Origin of the sequence: Streptomyces sp. NPDC047108 (assembly GCF_040643575.1) — a bacterium.
Taxonomy (GTDB): Bacteria; Actinomycetota; Actinomycetes; order Streptomycetales; family Streptomycetaceae; genus Streptomyces.
Window position 1 is genome coordinate 79913 of sequence record NZ_JBEYUP010000010.1, and the last position, 18402, is coordinate 98314.

General features: G+C 71.5%; 11 protein-coding genes, 1 tRNA gene and 1 pseudogene. 10 read left to right on the forward strand and 3 right to left on the reverse strand.

Annotated features, from left to right (window positions below; translation table 11 throughout):
* Positions 1 to 18: 18 nt before the first annotated feature.
* Together ABZ822_RS20805 and ABZ822_RS20810 are read left to right on the forward strand one after the other, a co-directional pair.
* Entirely contained in the window at positions 19 to 576 is a 558-nt protein-coding gene (locus ABZ822_RS20805; protein ID WP_360855946.1) for a hypothetical protein, read from the forward strand.
* A gap of 20 nt (positions 577 to 596) precedes the next feature.
* Complete coding sequence (locus ABZ822_RS20810; protein WP_360855949.1) at positions 597 to 1244, forward strand: MauE/DoxX family redox-associated membrane protein; 648 nt, start codon at positions 597 to 599, stop codon at positions 1242 to 1244.
* On the opposite strand, the gene selD is transcribed toward ABZ822_RS20810, so the two are convergent.
* On the reverse strand, positions 1152 to 2147 hold the full coding sequence (selD, locus tag ABZ822_RS20815; protein ID WP_360855952.1) for a selenide, water dikinase SelD: 996 nt from the start codon (positions 2145 to 2147) through the stop codon (positions 1152 to 1154). The two genes, ABZ822_RS20810 and selD, sit on opposite strands and share 93 nt — an antisense overlap.
* A 48-nt stretch (positions 2148 to 2195) precedes the next feature.
* Here selD and ABZ822_RS20820 point away from each other — a divergent pair.
* The 5 genes from ABZ822_RS20820 (at position 2196) to ABZ822_RS20840 (ending at position 6864) form a co-directional block, all read left to right on the forward strand.
* A tRNA-Sec gene (locus tag ABZ822_RS20820) sits at positions 2196 to 2290 on the forward strand.
* 23 nt (positions 2291 to 2313) lie between these two features.
* The gene (gene selA / locus ABZ822_RS20825; protein ID WP_360855955.1) at positions 2314 to 3597 is read left to right on the forward strand and encodes an L-seryl-tRNA(Sec) selenium transferase; all 1284 of its coding nucleotides are present in this window, start codon (positions 2314 to 2316) and stop codon (positions 3595 to 3597) included.
* Complete coding sequence (gene selB, locus ABZ822_RS20830) at positions 3594 to 5354, forward strand: selenocysteine-specific translation elongation factor (RefSeq protein ID WP_360855958.1); 1761 nt, start codon at positions 3594 to 3596, stop codon at positions 5352 to 5354. Before selA ends, selB begins: the two co-directional genes overlap by 4 nt.
* A gap of 232 nt (positions 5355 to 5586) precedes the next feature.
* Positions 5587 to 5787, forward strand: coding sequence for a hypothetical protein (locus ABZ822_RS20835; protein ID WP_360855961.1), 201 nt, complete (start codon positions 5587 to 5589; stop codon positions 5785 to 5787).
* A 531-nt stretch (positions 5788 to 6318) separates the two neighbouring features.
* Positions 6319 to 6864 carry a CYTH domain-containing protein gene (locus ABZ822_RS20840; RefSeq protein WP_360855964.1) on the forward strand — a complete coding sequence of 182 codons (546 nt, stop codon included), beginning with the start codon at positions 6319 to 6321 and terminating at the stop codon, positions 6862 to 6864.
* A gap of 249 nt (positions 6865 to 7113) precedes the next feature.
* Here ABZ822_RS20840 and pulA read toward each other — a convergent pair whose 3' ends face one another.
* Together pulA and ABZ822_RS20850 are read right to left on the reverse strand one after the other, a co-directional pair.
* Complete coding sequence (pulA, locus tag ABZ822_RS20845; protein WP_360855967.1) at positions 7114 to 12465, reverse strand: pullulanase-type alpha-1,6-glucosidase; 5352 nt, start codon at positions 12463 to 12465, stop codon at positions 7114 to 7116.
* Between the two features lie 695 nt (positions 12466 to 13160).
* A pseudogene (locus tag ABZ822_RS20850) lies at positions 13161 to 14567 on the reverse strand (alpha-amylase family protein); the annotation flags it as partial.
* 328 nt (positions 14568 to 14895) lie between these two features.
* On the opposite strand from ABZ822_RS20850, the gene ABZ822_RS20855 reads away from it, so the two are divergent.
* The 3 genes from ABZ822_RS20855 to ABZ822_RS20865 all read left to right on the forward strand — a co-directional run bounded on the left by ABZ822_RS20855 (position 14896) and on the right by ABZ822_RS20865 (position 18379).
* Positions 14896 to 16197, forward strand: a complete 1302-nt coding sequence (locus ABZ822_RS20855; RefSeq protein ID WP_360855970.1) for an extracellular solute-binding protein — start codon at positions 14896 to 14898, stop codon at positions 16195 to 16197.
* A 398-nt stretch (positions 16198 to 16595) separates the two neighbouring features.
* On the forward strand, positions 16596 to 17477 hold the full coding sequence (locus tag ABZ822_RS20860; RefSeq protein ID WP_360856258.1) for a sugar ABC transporter permease: 882 nt from the start codon (positions 16596 to 16598) through the stop codon (positions 17475 to 17477).
* Complete coding sequence (locus tag ABZ822_RS20865) at positions 17474 to 18379, forward strand: sugar ABC transporter permease (protein ID WP_360855973.1); 906 nt, start codon at positions 17474 to 17476, stop codon at positions 18377 to 18379. The genes ABZ822_RS20860 and ABZ822_RS20865 overlap by 4 nt, the downstream gene beginning before the upstream one ends.
* Positions 18380 to 18402 lie beyond the last annotated feature (23 nt).

Consider the following 18402-nt stretch of genomic DNA (forward strand, 5'->3'; position numbering starts at 1 on the left):
AGCCGCAACTCGGCCTCCGTGCTGAGCTCGTCGGTCTGGCGAGGTCTTCCCCCGTACGCGTTCTCGCTCGGCCTCGTGCTGGGCGGAGTGATCAGTGGTCTCGGTGTGATGCTGGTGGGTTCCGTGCTGCGCGCGGTGCTGCCGGTGACCGCCGTGGCCGTGGCCACCGTCGTCGTCCTGGTGGTCCTGGCCGCCCGGGAGTTCGGGTGGCCGGCGTTCTCCCTGCCGCAGAATGCTCGGCTGGTCCCCGAGACCGTGTTCCGGCACGGCCGGTTCTTCGGCCCACTGCAGTTCGGGATCGAAATGGGCACAGGGATGCGCACCTATGTGCCGTCCGGGCTGCCCTACGCGGCTCTCGTGCTGGTGGCGGGGCTCGCCGGGCCCCTCACGGCGCTCGCGGCCGGTGCCGCGTTCGGTCTCGGCCGGGCCGTGATGACCATCGGCTCGCAGTACTACGGAGTCGAGAGCGGTGACTGGGACCTGGCCTGGATCTCCTGGGAGCGGTGGCTGAAGGCCACGCTCGTGCTCGCCTTCGCCGCGGGCCAGGCGGTTCTGGTCCTTCCGCTGCTCACCTAGAGGAACAGAGGAGAAGGACGATGGACTGGACGCTGCTCGGCGCCGTCGGCGCAACCGGCAGCGGGTTCGTCCTGCTGAGCGCCGGGGGGTGGAAGCTGCGCCACCGCCCGGCGTTCGCCCTGACCCTGGCCGAGCACGGACGTGTCGTCGCCGCCCACGCCGGACGCCTGGCGTGGGCGGTACCGCTCGTCGAACTCGCCCTGGGCTTGGGCGTGTTGATGCATCTGCTGCCGCCGTCGGCCCGGCCCGGTCCGCTGCCCCTCCAGGTGCCGGCGCTCGGCACGGTCCTGCTGGGCGCGGTCTTCACCGCGTACGCGGGGGCGCAGCTCGCGCGTGGCCGGCGCCCGCGCTGCGGCTGTCTGGACAGCCGGGACCGGTTGGGCCCGCACACCGTCGTGCGTGCGGCGGCGATCTGCTCCGGCGGCCTCGGCGGCCTGCTGACCGCCGCCGCGAGCAGGGACGGAACCCCGGCCCCCGTCCCGGCGTCCGTATGGGTGATCACCGTCGCGGCCGGGGGCCTGGTGGTGGCGGCCGTCCTCGTGGTCGGGCTGCCGCTGCTCGCGGATGCCGGACGGTCAGCGGACGGTGATCGCGGCGGGACCGGCGGGCACCAACTCGCCGATCACCGGCGCGCCCGGCACCTCTCCGGCGACAAGGAGCCCTCCTGAGGTCTGCACATCGGCCAGCAGCAGCCGGTCGTCCTCGCCCAGGGACCCGAAGTCCACGTGGGGTTCGACCCAGGACAGGTTGCGCCGGGTGCCACCGCTCACGAACCCGTCCTCCACCGCGTCCCTCGCCCCCTCCAGATAACCGACCGCATCGGCGTGCAGTACCGCCGAGACCCCACTCGCCCGGACGAGCTTGTAGAGATGCCCCAGCAGACCGAACCCCGTGACATCGGTGGCGCACCGAGCCCCCGCCTCGACCGCCGCCGCACCGGCGCGGTCGTTGAGTTCCGTCATCGCCGCGATCGCCTGCGGGAAGACCTCACCCGTCGCCTTGTGGCGGGTGTTGAGCACCCCGATGCCCAGCGGCTTGGTCAGCGAGAGCGGCAGGCCGGCGCGGCCGGCGTCGTTGCGCATGAGGCGGTCGAGGTCGACGACACCGGTCACGGCCATGCCGTACTTGGGTTCCGCGTCGTCGACGCTGTGCCCGCCGCCGACGGGGCATCCCGCGGCGCGCGCCACGTCCGCCCCGCCCCGCAGTACCTCGGCGGCCCACTCCATGGGCAGCGTCTCGCGGGGCCAGCACAGGAGGTTGACCGCCAGCACGGGCCGGCCGCCCATGGCGTAGACGTCGGAGAGCGCGTTGGCCGCCGCGATACGGCCCCAGGTGTACGGGTCGTCGACGACGGGCGTGAAGAAGTCGGTGGTCGCCACCACGCCGGTCGACGCGTCGAGGGCGACGACGGCCGCGTCGTCCCCGTGTTCCGCGCCGACCACCAGGTTCTGCGAGAGCTGGGGCAGTCCGGAGAGCACCTCCTCCAGCTCTCCCGGGGGGATCTTGCAGGCGCATCCACCGCCGCGCCCGTACTGCGTCAGGCGGATCGGGGTTCGGTCCATCGACTCCATACCCCCACACAACCATATGTTCTCCGTATAGCGGTATATTCTCAACAGGGAGGCGTACGGCGCCTGGTGGCGCCCGCGGTCTTCAAAACCGACGTGGCCGGGGTTCCCGGCCAGGCGGGTTCGATTCCCGTCCGCCTCCGCCAGACCTCTGCCCCGGGCGGCGTCCATGGCTGACCCGAGGCGCCGGGTGCCGCGCACCGACACGCTGCTGGCGGCGCCCGAACTGCGCCCCGCCGTCGACCGGTTGGGGCGGGCCGCGGTCAAGTCCGTCGTGCGGGCGGCGCAGGAGCGGGTGCGGCAAGGCGAGATCGCACCGGACGAGGCGCTGGCCGAGGCATTGCGGACCCTGCCGGAGACGGTGAGCCGCCTGCGGGCGGTCATCAACGCGACCGGCGTCATCGTGCACACCAACCTCGGCCGAGCACCGCTGGGACCGGCGGCCGTCGATTCCGTCGTCGCGGCCGCCGGGTGCACCGACGTCGAGTTCGATCTCGCGTCCGGCACCCGGGCCCGGCGTGGCCGGGGCGTACGCGAGGCGCTGCTGGCGGCCGTGCCCGAGGCCGGCGACGTGCACGTGGTGAACAACAACGCCGCGGCGCTGGCGCTGGCCGCGCTCACCCTGGCCCGGGGCCGGGAGATCGTGATCAGCAGGGGTGAACTGGTCGCCATCGGCGACGGGTTCCGGCTCCCCGAGCTGATCGAGAGCACCGGCGCCCGGCTGCGCGAGGTCGGCACGACGAACCGGACCACGCCCGAGGACTACGCGTCCGCGATCGGGCCCGAGACCGCCTTCGTCCTGAAGGTGCATCCGTCCAACTTCGTGGTGACGGGCTTCGTGCGGTCGGTCGGCGTGGCCGCCCTGTCCGCGCTGGACGCACCGGTCGTCGTCGACGTCGGATCGGGCCTGCTGCGGCCCGCGCCGGTGCTGCCCGGGGAGCCGGATGTGCAGAGCGCCCTGCGGTGCGGCGCGGCGCTGGTGACCGCGAGCGGCGACAAGCTGCTGGGCGGCCCGCAGGCCGGACTGATCTTCGGGGACGCCACTCTCGTACAGCAGTTGGCGCGCAACCCGCTGGCCCGCGCGCTCCGTACGGACAAACTCACGCTCGCCGCCCTCGAGGCGACCCTCCGCGGCCCGCACCCACCCGTCGTACAGGCGCTGCGCGCCGATCCGGCCGAACTGCGGGCCCGCGCCCACCGGATGGCGGACCGGCTCCCCGGTGCGGACGCCCGTGTGGTGGACTCCTCGGCCAGGGTCGGCGGCGGAGGCGCGCCGGAGGTCACGCTGCCGAGTGTGGCCCTCAGCCTGCCGGCGTCGTACGCCGCGCCGCTCCGCACCGGGACACCGCCCGTCGTCGGCCGGGTGACGGACGGACGGTGCCTCCTGGACCTGCGGACGATCGATCCCCTCCAGGACCAGCGGGTCGTCGACGCGGTACGGGCCGCCTCATGATCGTGGTCGCCACGGCCGGGCATGTCGACCACGGCAAGAGCTCCCTGATCCGTGCCCTGACGGGTCGTGACCCGGACCGGCTCGCCGAGGAGCGGCGCCGGGGACTGACCCTGGACCTGGGGTTCGCCTGGTGCGACCTGCCGGGCGGACCGCGCGCGGCCTTCGTCGACGTGCCGGGCCACGAGCGCTATCTGCACACGATGCTGGCCGGACTCGGCCCCGTACGCGCCGCGTTGCTCGTGGTCGCGGCGGACGAGGGCTGGGCCGCGCAGAGCGCGGAGCACGCCGACGTCCTGGCCGCTCTCGCCGTACCGCACCTGATCCTGGTGATCACCCGCAGCGACCTCGCCGATCCGGAGCCCGCCGCGGCCGCCGCCCGCCGCCGACTGCGGGCGCGCGGCCTGCCCGTCGCGGCCACGGTGGCGACGAGCGCGCGCACCGGAGACGGCCTCGACGCGCTGCGCACCGCGCTCGGCCGGCTCGCCCCGGCGTTCCCGCCCGCCCCCGGCCCGGTACGGCTGTGGGTGGACCGGGCGTTCAGCCTCCCCGGGGCGGGCACCGTGGTCACCGGCACGCTGCCCACCGGAACACTCCGCGCCGGGGACCGGGTCGAGCTGTGCCCCGCGCGTACGCAGGACTCGGTCGGAGTCGTACGCGAACTCCATGTGTGCGAACGGGCGGTGGCGGACGCCACGGGGCCCACGCGGGTCGCGGTCAACCTGCGGCGCGTCACGCTCGACGCGGTGCCCCGCGGCACCGCCCTGCTCACTCCTGACGCCTGGGTCACCACCACAGAAACCGACATACGGCTGCACGGGACTGGCAACGCGCAGCCACCGGCACTGCCCGAGGCGGTCATGTGCCACATCGGGACGGCCCGCCGCCCGGCCCGGCTGCGCCGGCTCGCCGACGACCTCGCGCGGCTCCGGTTGTCCGCGCCCGTGCCGTTGCACGTGGGTGACCGGCTGGCGGTGCGCGACCCGTCCTCGCGCGTGGTGCTGGGCGCGACCGTCCTGGACCCGATGCCCGCCCCCTTCTCCGGCCGCGGGGCCGCCGCACGGCGCAGGACGGTCCTGGAATCCGCGACCGGGCGGCCGGTGCTGTCCGACGAACTGGCACACCGCGGCCTGGCGCGCAGTGCGGACCTCCGGCGGCTCGGCGTCCCGCTGCCGGAGGACCCCGACGAGCCGCAATGGCGGATCGACCCCGCGCACCGGCACACCCTCACCGAAAGGCTGCTGGCCCTTGTCCAGGCTCACGAGAAGGAGCCCGCCGGCGCCCCGGAGCTGACGCGGGCCCGGGTCCGGGACGCGCTCGGCCTCCCCGACGCCGGGGTGATCGACCTCCTCACCTCACCCCGGCTGACGGAGCGTCACGGCCGCATCGCCCTGGCCGGTGCCCCTCTCCCGGCCGGTCTGCGCCGGGCCGCGGACATCGCCCGCCGGGAACTCGCCGTGGCGGGCCCCCGCACGCCGACCGAGCAGCGCTGGCGCGAACTCGGCGTCAGCAGGGACGAGTTGCACGCGCTGAACCGGCACGGCGTACTCGTACGCCTCGCCCAGGGCGTCCATCTCACCCCCGACGCGGTGGAGCGGGCCGTCGCCGTACTCCGCGGGCTGGCCCCGCCGTTCCGGGTGAGCGAGGCACGCGCCGCCCTCGACGCGCCGCGACGCGTCGTCGTCCCCCTGCTGGAACACCTCGACCACCACGGCGTCACGGAGAAGGTCTCCGCCGACGGGCACCGGCGTCTGCGATAGTCGCGCGGCTCCCCGGGCTCTCCGGCTCCCCGCCTCCCCGGCTCCCCGGCTCCCCGGGCTCCCGGGCCACCGGCTCCCGGGCCTCCGGCGATCACGCACCGGGTGAAACAGCCGGTGTCCGTCGTGTCAGATCATCGACGGCCGAGGTGATGAGCGAGAGCTGAACGCGCCTCCAGCCGTTGACTGGCCGTCCGATGAAAGACGGCCCAGCCGAGTCATGCAGGGGTGGCACGTGAGCGAACCGACGAGGTACACGACAGCGCCGGTCGAGCTGCCACTGGGGCTGGAACCGGATCCGACGCCTACGGCCGGTTGCGGTGTGTGCCTGGCCCTGGACGGCCAGCGCACCGAAGCGAGGATGCGCGGGGATTTCTCCCGCGTGTCCGACCTCAACATCGAGATCCGCAACCACGTGCACGGGGGACGCGCATGAGTCGCGCGGTCATGCGCTTCGTCGAGCACAGCATCCGGCACGCGCCGGACGGAGGAGTGACCTTCGAAGCGTTCTGCGCCGCACCCGGCTGCGGTGAGGATTCCGGCGGCCAGGGTGAGCAGGAAGGGGCTCAGGACTGGTGCCTACGGCATACCGGTCGGACGGGGCACGCCCTCTTCCGTCGTGTGGTCACCGACCATGCTCGGGTGACACGCACCGATCGGATCACTTCTGGCGGGCGGAGAGCAACCGCTTGACGCCATCGACGTACTGCTGGACGGGCACAACGTCCGCCCGTCAGGACTGCGCCGGGACAACAACGCGGTTGACCGCAAGGAGGATTGCTCCGGAACTCCGGCTCTGTCGCGAACCCAAGGCACCTTTCATGTCGGCGTCTGCATTCGGCGCACGGACCTCTGCTTTCCCGTGGAACAGTTCGTGCGCAGCGGCGGCTGCAGCGAGGTCCGATGATGGCGCGAGCAGGACTTCCACGACCCGAGTACCCGGGCAAGTACCCAGCAGAGGAGAGTCATGGCGCAGCACGAATACGAAGCCACATTCCTGGAGATCGACGTCGCCGCCGTACGCGACCGGCTGCGCAGCGAGGGTGCCGAGCAGGTCTTCCCCAAGACCCTGTTCACACGTCTGATCTTCGAGAACGACGCCGTCCAGGGCGAGCAGTGGCTCCGCCTCCGGGACGAGGGCGGGAAAACCACGCTGACCCTCAAACAGGTCACCGACGCCACTCACATCAACGGCACCACCGAGATCGAGATCGAGGTCAGCGACCTGGAGAAGACCGCTGAACTCCTCAAGGCCCTCGGCCTCCGCCAGGTGCGCTTCCAGCAGAACTACCGCGAGGAGTGGCAACTCAAGGGAGTCACCTACGACTTCGACACCTGGCCCGATCTCCCCACCTTTCTGGAGATCGAGAGCACGTCCGAGGAAGACGTGCGCCGAGCCGTGTCCGCCCTCGGACTGGACTACGCCGAGGCCCGCTTCGGCAGCATCGACCTCATCTACAGGAGCGAGCTGAGCCGCGACATTCTCGCCGAGCCGACACTCCTCTTCGCCTGACCGTCCATGCGGCGTGACGAGCAGGAGACGACCCCGTAGCCGGACCCCGGCGCATGTGAAACGCGGAGGCTGAACGAGCACCCATGACGGATCGGACCGCCGAAGGGCGCCCGGGCATCTCGGCCGCGATCGCCGTCCACGCCCATGAGGCCGTCCGCCGCATGAGCAGCTTCCCGGGACCCGGCCGTCCGGCCGTGGCAACGGCGGCCGGGGCTGAGCGGCGCCCCGCCGGGGCGGGCGCCGCTCCGTTCAGCGGCGCTCGAAGACCGCCACCGTGCGCGCCGGGACGGTGAAGGTGCCCGAATCCTCCGCGTAGGACGAGGACTTCACCACCGCGTCCGATCCGCGCGCCTGCATCGCGTGCACCGCGTACCGCGTTCCCGCGAGCGAGGCGATCCGCTGCTTCTGCCGGTCCGGTGTCGCGTTGAGGACGACGACCAGGTCGCCGAGCCGCATCGTGATGACGCCCGGCGTCTCCCCGTTGTCCTGGCCCGAGAGCGGGAAGGACAACGCCGACTGCACGGCATCCGCCGACGCCAGGTCGAACGCCTTCTCCGTCGTACGGATCCTCAGCATGTCCTGGTACGCGCCCGAGGCCGCGGTGACCGTGCCGCAGCCGGGGCGCAGCGCCGGGTCGGCCAGCAACGGTGCCGCGTACGGCCACTTGGGCTCGTTGTCGGCCGACGGCGGCAGTCCGCGGCCGAAGCCGTTGCCCGCGTCCCCGCACGTCCAGTGGACGGCGTTGAACCAGTCGCCGCTGTCGTAGGAGTTGCGGTCCAGGGACTTGGAGCGGAGCAGGTCCGTGCCCGCCTGGGAGAGCGCCGGGCCCTGCGAGAGGGCGGCCGTGGCCATCGCCAGGACCTGCATCCTGGCCCGGTCCCGCGCCCGCGTGGACTGCGGGAGCTTGAACGCGAGCGCGTCGTAGAGGGATTCGTTGTCGTGGGCGTCGGCGTAGGCGAGGGCGTCGCCGGGTGCGGCCGCGTAGCCGGCCGGGGCGCCGTTGTAGTCGACGTCCGCGCCGGTGACCTTCTTCCCGCTGCTGTCGGTGAAGGAGTACCCGGCGAGGTTGCCCGTCAGGCCCACCTTGATCAGGTCCTGGTAGTGCAGCAGCCGCTCCCTCTGCTCCTCGCGGGTGCCGTTCGCCTTCGACCCGTTGGGGTCGGTGAACAGGCCGGAGGCGAAGCCCTGGACGCGCGGGTCGTCGTCGAACGGCCCGCCGCCGCGCACCGCGTCGCGCGCCCGGTCGGAGAAGGTCGCGATGCCGGTGCCCGCCATGTTCTTCTGCGTGGCCTGCTCGAAGCGGGCGTCGTCGGCGATCTCCCCGAAGTTCCAGCCCTCCCCGTACAGGACGATCCTCTTGCCGTCGACGCCGTCCTTCTCCGGGGTGAGGGCGTCGAGGGCCTTGCGGACGGCGAGGAGGTTGGCCTTGGGGTGGTGGCCCATGAGGTCGAAGCGGAAGCCGTCGACCTTGTACTGCTTGGCCCAGGTGACGACGGAGTCGACGACGAGCTTGCCCATCATGGCGTGCTCGGGCGCGGTGTTGGCACAGCACGTGGAGGTGGCGACCGAGCCGTCGTCCAGCAGGCGCTGGTAGTAGCCGGGGACGATTCTGTCCAGCACGGACTTGTCGTCCTGGCCGTTCGCCACGGTGTGGTTGTAGACGACGTCCATCACGGCCCGCAGCCCTGAGCCGTTGAGGCCCTGCACCATCCGCCGGAACTCCACCGTGCGGCGCGTGCCGTCGGGATCACTCGCGTAGGAGCCTTCGGGGACGGTGTAGTGCAGCGGGTCGTAGCCCCAGTTGTATGCGTCCTTCGCGGCCGTCCTGCCCACGCACTCCTGCTGCTTCTCCGAGTCCGGCGCGTACGACGCCAGGTCGCAGCCGGGCTTCTGCTGGTCCGCCTTCCGCTCCGGGATCGTGCCGACGTCGAAGGCCGGGAGGAGATGGACGTACGAGGTGCCGGAGCGGGCCAGTTTCCGCAGGTGCCGCATCCCGGCCGAACCCCGGTCGGTGAAGGCGAGGTACTGCCCGCGGTGCCCGGACGTCCGGTCGGCGACCGAGAAGTCGCGGATGTGCAGCTCCTGGATCTGCGCACCGCGCAAGGGAGTCACGGCGGGCTTCTTCAGGGAGTTCCAGCCCTGGGGCGCGAGGGCGGGGTCCGCGAGGTCCACGACCAGGCTGCGACGGGAGTCAGCGGTCAGGGCGGTCGCGTACGGGTCGGTGACCTTGTTCGTCACCCGCTTCCCGACGGACGGGGCCCAGACGTCGACCACATAGCGGTACGGCTTCCCGGTCCAGCTCCGCTCGCCGGTGACGCTCCAGACGCCGCTGCCCCGCTCACGCCGCATCGGCACGGTCCTGCCGTCGAGTTCGAGGGAGACCGTGCGGGCTGTCGGCGCCCAGACGGACAGGGTGGGACGGCCGTCGCGGAAGACCGGGCCGAGCTTCGCCCGCTCGGCCTTCTTCGCGTAGAGATCGTCCAGCACCCCCGGGGTCTGGACGCCGGTCGCGGCGAGGAGCGCCCCTGTCGCGGCGCGCCGGGTCGCCACGATCTGCCCGCGCAGCGCGTCCCGTACGCGGTCCCGGTCGCGCGGGTCGACGGTGAAGGCGGGGTGGTCCTTCAGATGCGGATACGCCTTCTTCTGGGCGCCGGTCAGCTCCGACGGGTTCAGCCGCAGCCAGTGGCCCTCGTCGCTCAGCGCCCCGTCCTCGACGGTGATGCCGCCCTCGGGCGCGTGGACGAGCTGGGTGCTCGCGGCGCCGGTGGTCTTCGTCTTCCACACCACGGTGTCGCGGTCGATCCACTGCGCCTCGGCCTTGTCCAGGTCGAGGTCGGGGGCGCGGCCCGTGCTCGGCAGCAGATACTGCTGCTCGCCGGAGAGCTGCCACACCTCGTGGCCGTAGGTCGCCAGGTCCAGCGACTGGTCGTCGGGCAGGTCCTTCTCGTCGCCCTTGTGGACGATGTAGCTGAGGGACTTCGCGCCCTCGGCGAGCGGCACTTCGAAGGTCACGCCGTACGCGTCCCGGCGCACCGGCTTCAGCGGCTCCGACCAGTCGGTGGGCTCGGCGGCACCGGTCCAGGTGTGCAGGCCCCAGCCGTCGTAGTCCCCGTCGGCGCGGTGGTAGTGGAGGACGGCTGTCTTGGTGTCCTGCGGCGGATAGGCGCCGTCGGGGGCCTTCTCCTCCAGCCCGTCCTTGCCCTGCTCGATCCACACCTCGCCGGTGCGCGCGAGGTCGAGGTTACGTTGCGGGCCGTCGGCCGTGCCGTTCCTCTCGACGGTGAACGGGATCTCGGTGGCACCGTCCTCCACCTTCACCCAGGCGAAGGCGCCGTACGCGTCGCGGCCGGTGAACTCCGCCGTGGAGCCGCCCGTCGTCAACCGGTAGCCGTCGTAGTCGCCGTCCGGGCGCTGGTAGTGGACGATCGCGTACGCGCGCTGGACGGCGCCCGGCTTCGGCGGCTCAGGGGCCTGCCCGGTCGTCGTCGAGGCGGGCGCGCTCGCGGTGCGGCCCGCGCTGTCGACGACAACGGCCTTGTAGTGCACGGGAGTTCCGGCGGAGACGTTGCCGGCGATGTGGTGGGTCACCTTGTACGGGGCGTGGTCGGCCGATCCGAGCACCTTCCACTTCCGGTTGCCGACCTGGGCGGCGAAGACGACGCGGTTCAGGCCGCCGCCGTCCACATCGGCCGACACCTCGACGGTGCCGGTGGCTCCGTCGGCCGGGGCGTCCAGGCTCACCGACGGGTTCGACGCCGGCGCCGGGAGCTTCTTCTCCGCCTTGTACACGACGGCGGACAGCGCGGGGACCTCGACGGACAGCTTCCGGTCCTGCCCCGTCGTGGAGCCTTCGCCCTGAGCGCCGTAGACCGGGCGGAACCTCATCCCGGCGGCGCCGGTGGGAATGTCGGCCCGCTGCGCCTCGGTGGCGTTGTTGACCGCGACCACGTACTCGGTCCGCTCGCGCGCATCGTGACGCGAGTAGGCGTAGACGCCCGCGCCCTTCGCCGCGTAGCGCTCGGTCTGGACACCGTCGCGCAGCGCCGGGTGCTTCGTCGTGAGCTTCGCCAGCGCGGCGATCGACCGGTAGAGCGGGTGACGGGGGTCGTACGCGTCGGTGGCGTGCGTCCGGTCCGTGCCGATCTGGTCGTCGTCGAGATAGTCGTCGGTCTTCGACGCGAAGAGGGACTGCCGGGCGTCCTTGTCGCCGCCCGCTCCCGTGAAGCCCTGCTCGTCGCCGTAGTAGACGACGGGGTTGCCGCGGCCGAGGAACATCAGCTCGTTGGCCAGCCGCGCCCGGCGCACCAGTTCGGCGTCGCTCGCCTCGGGGTTGTCCTGCTTCAGGAACGTCCCGATCCGTCCCATGTCGTGGTTGCCGAGGAAGGTGACCTGTTCATAGGCGTTGGCCTTGTCACTGGTGTAGCGGTAGTCCTGCGCGAGGACGCCGGACAGCTTCGCCGCGGGGCCGCCCTGGGAGGCGAAGGCGCGGGCCGCGTCCTGGAAGGGGAAGTCGAGGGTGGCGTCCAGCCGGCCGCGCGTCACATAGGGCGAGGTGACGGCGGGGTCCGCCGCGTAGACCTCGCCGAACATGAAGAAGTCCTCGCGGCCGTGGCGTGCGGCGTAGGCGTCGAGGGCGGTGGCCCACTGGGTCCAGAAGTCGAGGTCGACGTGTTTGACGGTGTCGATGCGGAAGCCGTCGATGTCGAAGTCGCGGACCCAGCGCTGGTAGATCTTCTCCATCCCGGACACGACCTCGGGACGCTCGGTCCACAGGTCGTCCAGGCCCGCGAAGTCGCCGTACTCGCTGCTCTCCCCGGCGAAGGTGGAGTCGCCCCGATTGTGGTAGAGCGCCGGGTCGTTGAGCCAGGCGGGCACCTTCGTCTCATCTGTCCGCCGCTTCGGCGTGTACGGGAACGAGTCCTCGTCCACGCGCCGCATCCCGGCGCGGTCGTCGAACGGGCGGCCCTCGCGGTCGAGATACGGGTACGCGCCCTTGGGGCGGTAGCCGTACTCCTTCTCCGCGTGGTCGACGGTGTCGGCGGTGTGGTTGGTGATGACGTCGAAGAAGACCTTCATGCCCTTGGCGTGGGCCGTCTCGATCAGCGTCTCCAGCTCGGCGTTGGTCCCGAAGTGCGGGTCGACCTGGGTGAAGTCGGTGATCCAGTAGCCGTGGTAGGCGGCGCTCGCGTCCTTGCCCTCACCCTGGACCGGCTTGTTCTTGAAGATGGGCGCCATCCAGATGGCGGTCGTGCCCAGCCCCTTGATGTAGTCGAGCTTCTCGGTGAGGCCCTTGAGGTCGCCGCCCTGGTAGAAGCCCTTGTCGGTGGGGTCGAAGCCGGTGTCGAGACGGCCGCCGGTGAGCCCGCCGCGGTCGTTGGCGGCGGAGCCGTTGGCGAAGCGGTCGGGGAGGACGAAGTAGAACTGCTCGCGCGTGAGGTCGTGCCGGGCGGGCTGCGCGGCGAGCGCGGCATCGGACGGCGGGGGTGGCGCGGAGACGGCCGCCTGCGCGGTGGGCGGCCCGCCGGACGGCAGCAGGGCGAGCAGTGCTGCCGCGGCGGTGGCGAGCGCGGTTCCGCGCCCGGTCGTGCGGATGCGTCTCATCGGCGTGACATCTCCTTCGGAGGGAGGGGAGTTGCTGGCTTCACTGCTTCCGCCGCGGCGGACCTTGCTCTCCGCGGCGGACCTTCCTCTCGCCGCGGCGGACCTTCCCTTCGCCGCGGCCCCGTCACCGGCGCTGCGCGCCGGACTTTCACGACCGCCGCTGAGCGCCGGGGGCGGAACGCCTGCTGTCGCCGGCCCGCGGCGCCGGACCTGCCGCGACCACGGCCCGCAACCGCGACCGCGACCACGGACGCCGCGACCGAACCCCGCCGAGACCGGTGGTTCCGGCAACCGGCGCACCCCCGGCGCCGGGCATCCACCTGAGCCGCCCATATCGGCGCGGCTGGGCGGGAGTTGGCACGCGGCCCCCGTGGGCGTGGGAGCGCACCGCGAACCGACCGTCCCCGCGCGACCGACCGCCCCGGTTCATCACCGGACCGACGCAGCCGACGCGAGCAGCAGCTCCCCCGCCGCTCACCACACCTGCGTGGACCGATGCCGCGCCCCCGGCCCCTTGCGTGGCGCCCCCCGCGGGGCCCGCAGACACAGCGGGCTCCCCCGGCCACCCCCATCAGCCGTCCGTACCGCTGCCGGGACGGCGGGCAGCGGTCGCCCTGAACGGCGCACGCCGCCCGCGGACTTCCCCGGACGGGCCGCCGCAGCCATCGGCCGCGGCGGCCGTCACGGCGTCACCCGCAGGAGCGCGCTCCCGCGTGGATCGCCAGCGCCGTGTTCGAGGCCAGCGTGGCCTCCAGGCGGCCCGAGCCGTCCACCGTCACCGAGCGGCCCGACTGCACATCGCAGTAGTCCCCCGCCGGCATCGACGTCTGGTACGTCCGCTTCAGCGACTCCCCCTCGTGGTTGAGGGCGACGAACCCCTTGTCGCCTCGCCCGAAGGCGATCGCGTCGTTGCCGTTGTCCCACCAGTCGGTGACCTCGGTGCCCCGCACGGTGTTACGGAAGGCCACCATCCGCTCGATCTCCGGCCAGGCGTGCTGGCACTTCCATGTGTCCTGGTAACAGGCGCTCACCGTCCCGCCGTTCGGCGGCCCGGCGTCGCGGTCGGTGAACTCGTAGCCGGAGTGGACGTCGGGGGCGCCGTACGGCCACGCCAGCATGAAGACGTGCGCGAGCGTGTAGTCGGCGCCGTCCTTGTAGCTGAGGGTGTCGCCGCCGCGCTCGGTGTCGTGGTTGGCGACGAAGACCGCCGAGGAGGAGCTGGGCATGAAGTCCCAGCCCTCGCCGTAGTTCTTCAGATACGCCAGCCGCTCGCTGCCGAATACCCGCTTGAGGTCGCGCGCGTAGCGGAACTCCTGGACGTCACCCGTGTCCCGGTACTCGGACGGTGACACCGCCTCGCCCGCGCCGTGTATGGCCTCCTGCTTCCAGTAGGCGTCCGGGTCGCTCAACTTCGCCTTGACGGCCCGCAGATCGTCCGCGGGCATGTGCTTGGCGGCGTCGATGCGGAAGCCGTCGACGCCGAGGGAGAGCAGGTCGTTCAGATAGGCGGCGATGCGGGAGCGGACGCGGTCCTCGCCGGTGTCGAGGTCCGCGAGTTCGACGAGTTCGCAGTTCTGGACGTTCGCCCGGTCCTTGTAGTTGTCGATGGCCGACCGGCAGTCGTCCATGTCGGAGCCCGAGTAGATCCCGGGGTAGTCGTACTTGGTGTACGAGGAGCCGCCGGTGCCCGTGCCACTGTCGGCGGCCATGTGGTTGATGACGGTGTCGGCGACGACCTTCACCCCGGCGTCGTGGCAGGTGTCGACCATGTTCGTGAAGGCCGCGCGGTCGCCGAGCCGTCCGGCGATCTTGTAGCTGACCGGCTGGTACGAGGTCCACCACTGGTCGCCCTTGATGTGCTCCTGGGGCGGCGAGACCTGGACGTACCCGTAGCCCGCCGGACCGAGCGAATCCTTGCATTCCCGGGCAACCGAGTCGAAACGCCACTCGAAGAGGACGGCGGTGACGTCCTTGCTCCCGGGCGGGGACGCCGAGGCCCGGGGTGTCGCGGCAGGTGAGGCGAGGACGGCCGCGGCGCCCGCCGCGAGGGCGACCGTGACGACGAGGGACTTGCCGGCCGTTCCGCCGACGGATATGGCCATGAATCCTCCTGTGGGGGGAGGTGCGGGTGACGGTGCAGCCTCGTGGCAACGCGCCATGCCCGTAAGGCCATTGTTCTGATGGTTCTTGCAGCAAGCCGTCAGAAGCCTGCCGCCGCGGAGACCGTACGAGCCTCGAACATCCGGGTCAACCCCCGGGACACGAAGAGGTAACAGCCCGGGAATCCCGTCGTTTTCTTTCTGCAAGCTCTTTCGCAAGAGATTGCAGCCCTGTTAGCTTCCTCCCAGCCCGGGGCCGCCGTGGGAGAGGCGAGCCGCAGCAGATGGCACTGACGGACCAGGCCGGGCCTCACTCAATGAGGAGATCACTATGCGTCGAGGCATATCGATCGCCGCCCTGGCCGGCGTGCTGGCTCTGGCGGCGACCGCGTGCGGTGGGGACAGCGGGGGCGGCGGAGGCGACGGCTCCAAGGCCGCCGAGGACCCGGGCAGCGTGACCGGCACCGTGACGTGGTGGGACACCTCCAACGAGGCCGAGGGCCCGACGTACGAGAAGCTCGTCAAGGACTTCGAGGCCGAGTACCCCAAGATCAAGGTCAAGCGGGTCCCGGTCTCCTTCGACGCGGCCGAACAGAAGTTCAAGACCGCGGCCCAGTCCGGCAAGGGCGCCCCCGACGTCATCCGCACCGACGTCGGCTGGTCGGCCGGGTTCGCCAACCTCGGCTACCTCCAGCCCCTGGACGGCACCCCGGCACTGGACGACGCGGGCGACTTCCTCGAAGGCCCCCTCTCCACCGCCAAGTGGAAGGGCGAGACGGTCGGCGTCCCCCAGGTCACCGACACCCTCGGTCTCCTCTACAACAAGGAGCTCCTCAAGAAGGCCGGGATCAAGAAGCCCCCGGCCACCTGGGAGGAGTTCGTCAGGACCGCGAAGACCGTCAAGAAGAAGACGGGCGTCGCGGGCACCCAGCTCAATCCCGAGGGCTACTTCTCCCTGCCGTTCCTCTACGGCGAGGGCGGCGACATGCTCGACACCAAGGGCAAGAAGATCACGGTCAACGCGCCCGAGGCCGTCAAGGGCATCGAGACCGCCGTCGGCATGGTGAAGTCCGGTGTCTCCCTCAAGCCCGCCTCCACGGACGGCTACGTCGCGGCGCAGACGTCCTTCAAGGACGGCAAGGTCGCCATGGTCGTCAACGGCCCCTGGTCGGTGGCCGACGACTACACCGGCAAGGCGTTCAAGGACAAGAAGAACCTGGGCATCGCCCCGATCCCGGCGGGCTCCTCCGGCAAGGCCGCGGCACCCATCGGCGGCCACAACTACTCGGTCTACCGCGGCTCGCAGAACAAGGACGCGGCCTACCTCTTCGTGAAGTTCATGTCCTCCGCCAAGAGCCAGGAGTTCACCGCCACCGAGATCAACACCCTGCCGACGCGCAAGTCCGCCTACACCGCGGAGGTCACCGCCGACCCGGCGAAGAAGGCCTTCCAGGACGCCCTGGCCACCTCCAAGTCGCGCCCGGTCATCCCCGGTGTCGGTGACCTGTTCGTCGCCTTCGACCAGCACTACGTGAAGATCCTGCGCGGGCAGGCCACCCCGAAGGCCGGGCTCGACGCCCTGGCCGAGGAGTGGAAGTCCAAGCTGATCAAGGACTACGAGATCGCCGGATAGGCGAGCGATCCGCGGCCGGGTCACCGACTCCGGCCCGGTCCGGCCCGGGCTCCCCCGTCAGCGGGGAGGGCCGCTCCCGCCCAGCGGGTGCGGCCCACGCGCCGCCCGGCCGGACCGGGCCGGTCCCACCGGCCGCCGGACGGGGGCGAGTTCACCGCCCGCGGCCCGGCGCCCCGGAAGGTGACCGGCCCGGCACCGCCGCCCCCGTCCCGTAGACCGCGACCCGCGACCCGCGACCCGCAGAAAGCCGTGGAGCCATGACCACAGCCGTCACCAAGCCCGGGAGCCCGGCAAGCTCCGGCAGCGCCGGCGCCGGAGGCCCGGACCGGAAGCAGCCGCGCCCGTCGCTGCTCACCCGGGCCCGGCGCTCGTTCGACACCCACTGGTACGCGTGGGCGATGGTGCTGCCCGTCGTGGTGGTGCTGGGGGTGCTCGTCGGCTATCCGCTCGGCCGCGGGATCTACCTGTCCTTCACCGACGCCAACGAGGCCAACATCGGCCGGGTGATCGGTGACTTCGAGGTCCCGTCCACGTACAAGTTCGTCGGCCTCGAGAACTACTGGAACATCCTCTCCGGCCAGGAGGGCTCCTTCTACCCGCGGCTCACCTGGACCGTGATCTGGACCGCGAGCTGCGTCTTCCTGCACTACACCATCGGCCTGGGCCTGGCCATGCTGCTCAACCGGCAGGTCAAGGGGCGCTCGCTCTACCGCGTCCTGCTGATCCTGCCGTGGGCGGTCCCCGCGTTCGTCGCCGCCTTCGCCTGGAAGCTGATGTACAACTCCGACAACGGCGTGCTCAACGCCCTGCTCGGCAAGGTGGGCATCGGGGCGGTCGACTGGCTCGGCGATCCCTTCGTCCAGAAGATCTCGGTCATCACCGTCAACACCTGGCTCGGTGTGCCCTTCATGATGGTCGCGATCCTCGGCGGACTGCAGTCCATTCCGCGGGAGTTGCACGAGGCGGCCGAGATGGACGGCGCAAGCCCCTGGCAGCGCTTCCGCAACGTCACCCTGCCCGGACTGCGCCCCGTGAGCAGCACCGTCATCCTGCTCGGCACCATCTGGACGTTCAACATGTTCCCGATCATCTACCTGGTGATCGGCCAGGCCGGCGGGACCGAGAGCGAGATCCTGGTGACGTACGCCTACCGGCTCGCCTTCCAGGGCGTCCGCGACTACGCGGCCTCCGCCTCGTACGGGATCGTCATCCTCTCCCTGCTGCTGGTCTTCTCCGTCTTCTACCGCAGGATGCTCAACCGCCAGGAGGCCGTCCGATGAGCGCCCCCGCCTCTGCACCCGCCGCCGTGACCACCGCACCGGCCGCGGCACCTGCCGCGGCGGCACGCGTACGGCGCCGCGGTGAGCGTTCCAAGGGCGCGTCGGCCGCCCTGCACACCACGCTCGTGCTGGCGTCGATGGTCGCTCTCTTCCCGGTCGTGTTCATCGTGCTGGTCTCGCTGCGCGGTGAGAACGGCTGGACGCACCCCATGGAGATGTCCGGGTTCACGCTCACCAACTACACGCACGTGCTGAACGACACCGAGTTCGTCACCTGGTTCGTCAACTCGGTCGTCATCGCGGGCGGCACCATGCTCGTCGGCGTCCTCATCGCCGCGAGCGCCGGCTACGCCCTGTCCCGGATGCGCTTCCCCGGGCACGGGCCGCTGATGTGGTCGTTCCTGCTCTTCCAGATGTTCCCGGTCGCGGTGCTGATCGTGCCGCTCTACAACATCCTGGGACAGCTGGGCCTGCTGGACTCCTACGGGGGCCTGATCCTCACCTACTGCTCGGTGTCCGTGCCGTTCTGCGCCTGGATGCTCAAGGGCTACTTCGACACCATCCCCGCGGAGATCGACGAGTCGGGGCGGGTCGACGGCCTCACCCCGTTCGGCACGTTCTGGCGGCTGGTCGTCCCGCTGGCCCGGCCCGGGCTCGCGGTCACCGCCTTCTACACCTTCCTGACGGCGTGGAGCGAAGTCGCCTTCGCCACGCAGTTCATGAGCAGCGAGGAGAACTACACCCTCGCCGTCGGCCTGCAGACCTTCGTCGGCCCCCACCGCGCCGAGTGGGGCCTGATGACCGCCTCGTCCGTACTGATCATGGTGCCGGCCGGAGCGCTGTTCTTCTTCGCGCAGAAGCACCTGGTCGCCGGGCTCACCGCGGGAGGCACCAAGGGCTGACCGCCGCCACCGGTCCGCGCCAC

Excerpts from the sequence above, each read along its gene's own strand:
- ABZ822_RS20840 (WP_360855964.1), top strand. The coding sequence starts at position 6,319 with ATGGCGCAGCACGAATACGAAGCCACATTCCTGGAGATCGACGTCGCC.
- selB (WP_360855958.1), top strand. The coding sequence starts at position 3,594 with ATGATCGTGGTCGCCACGGCCGGGCATGTCGACCACGGCAAGAGCTCC.
- pulA (WP_360855967.1), bottom strand. The coding sequence starts at position 12,465 with ATGAGACGCATCCGCACGACCGGGCGCGGAACCGCGCTCGCCACCGCC.
- selD (WP_360855952.1), bottom strand. The coding sequence starts at position 2,147 with ATGGAGTCGATGGACCGAACCCCGATCCGCCTGACGCAGTACGGGCGC.
- ABZ822_RS20855 (WP_360855970.1), top strand. The coding sequence starts at position 14,896 with ATGCGTCGAGGCATATCGATCGCCGCCCTGGCCGGCGTGCTGGCTCTG.
- ABZ822_RS20865 (WP_360855973.1), top strand. The coding sequence starts at position 17,474 with ATGAGCGCCCCCGCCTCTGCACCCGCCGCCGTGACCACCGCACCGGCC.
- ABZ822_RS20860 (WP_360856258.1), top strand. The coding sequence starts at position 16,596 with ATGGTGCTGCCCGTCGTGGTGGTGCTGGGGGTGCTCGTCGGCTATCCG.
- selA (WP_360855955.1), top strand. The coding sequence starts at position 2,314 with ATGGCTGACCCGAGGCGCCGGGTGCCGCGCACCGACACGCTGCTGGCG.
- ABZ822_RS20810 (WP_360855949.1), top strand. The coding sequence starts at position 597 with ATGGACTGGACGCTGCTCGGCGCCGTCGGCGCAACCGGCAGCGGGTTC.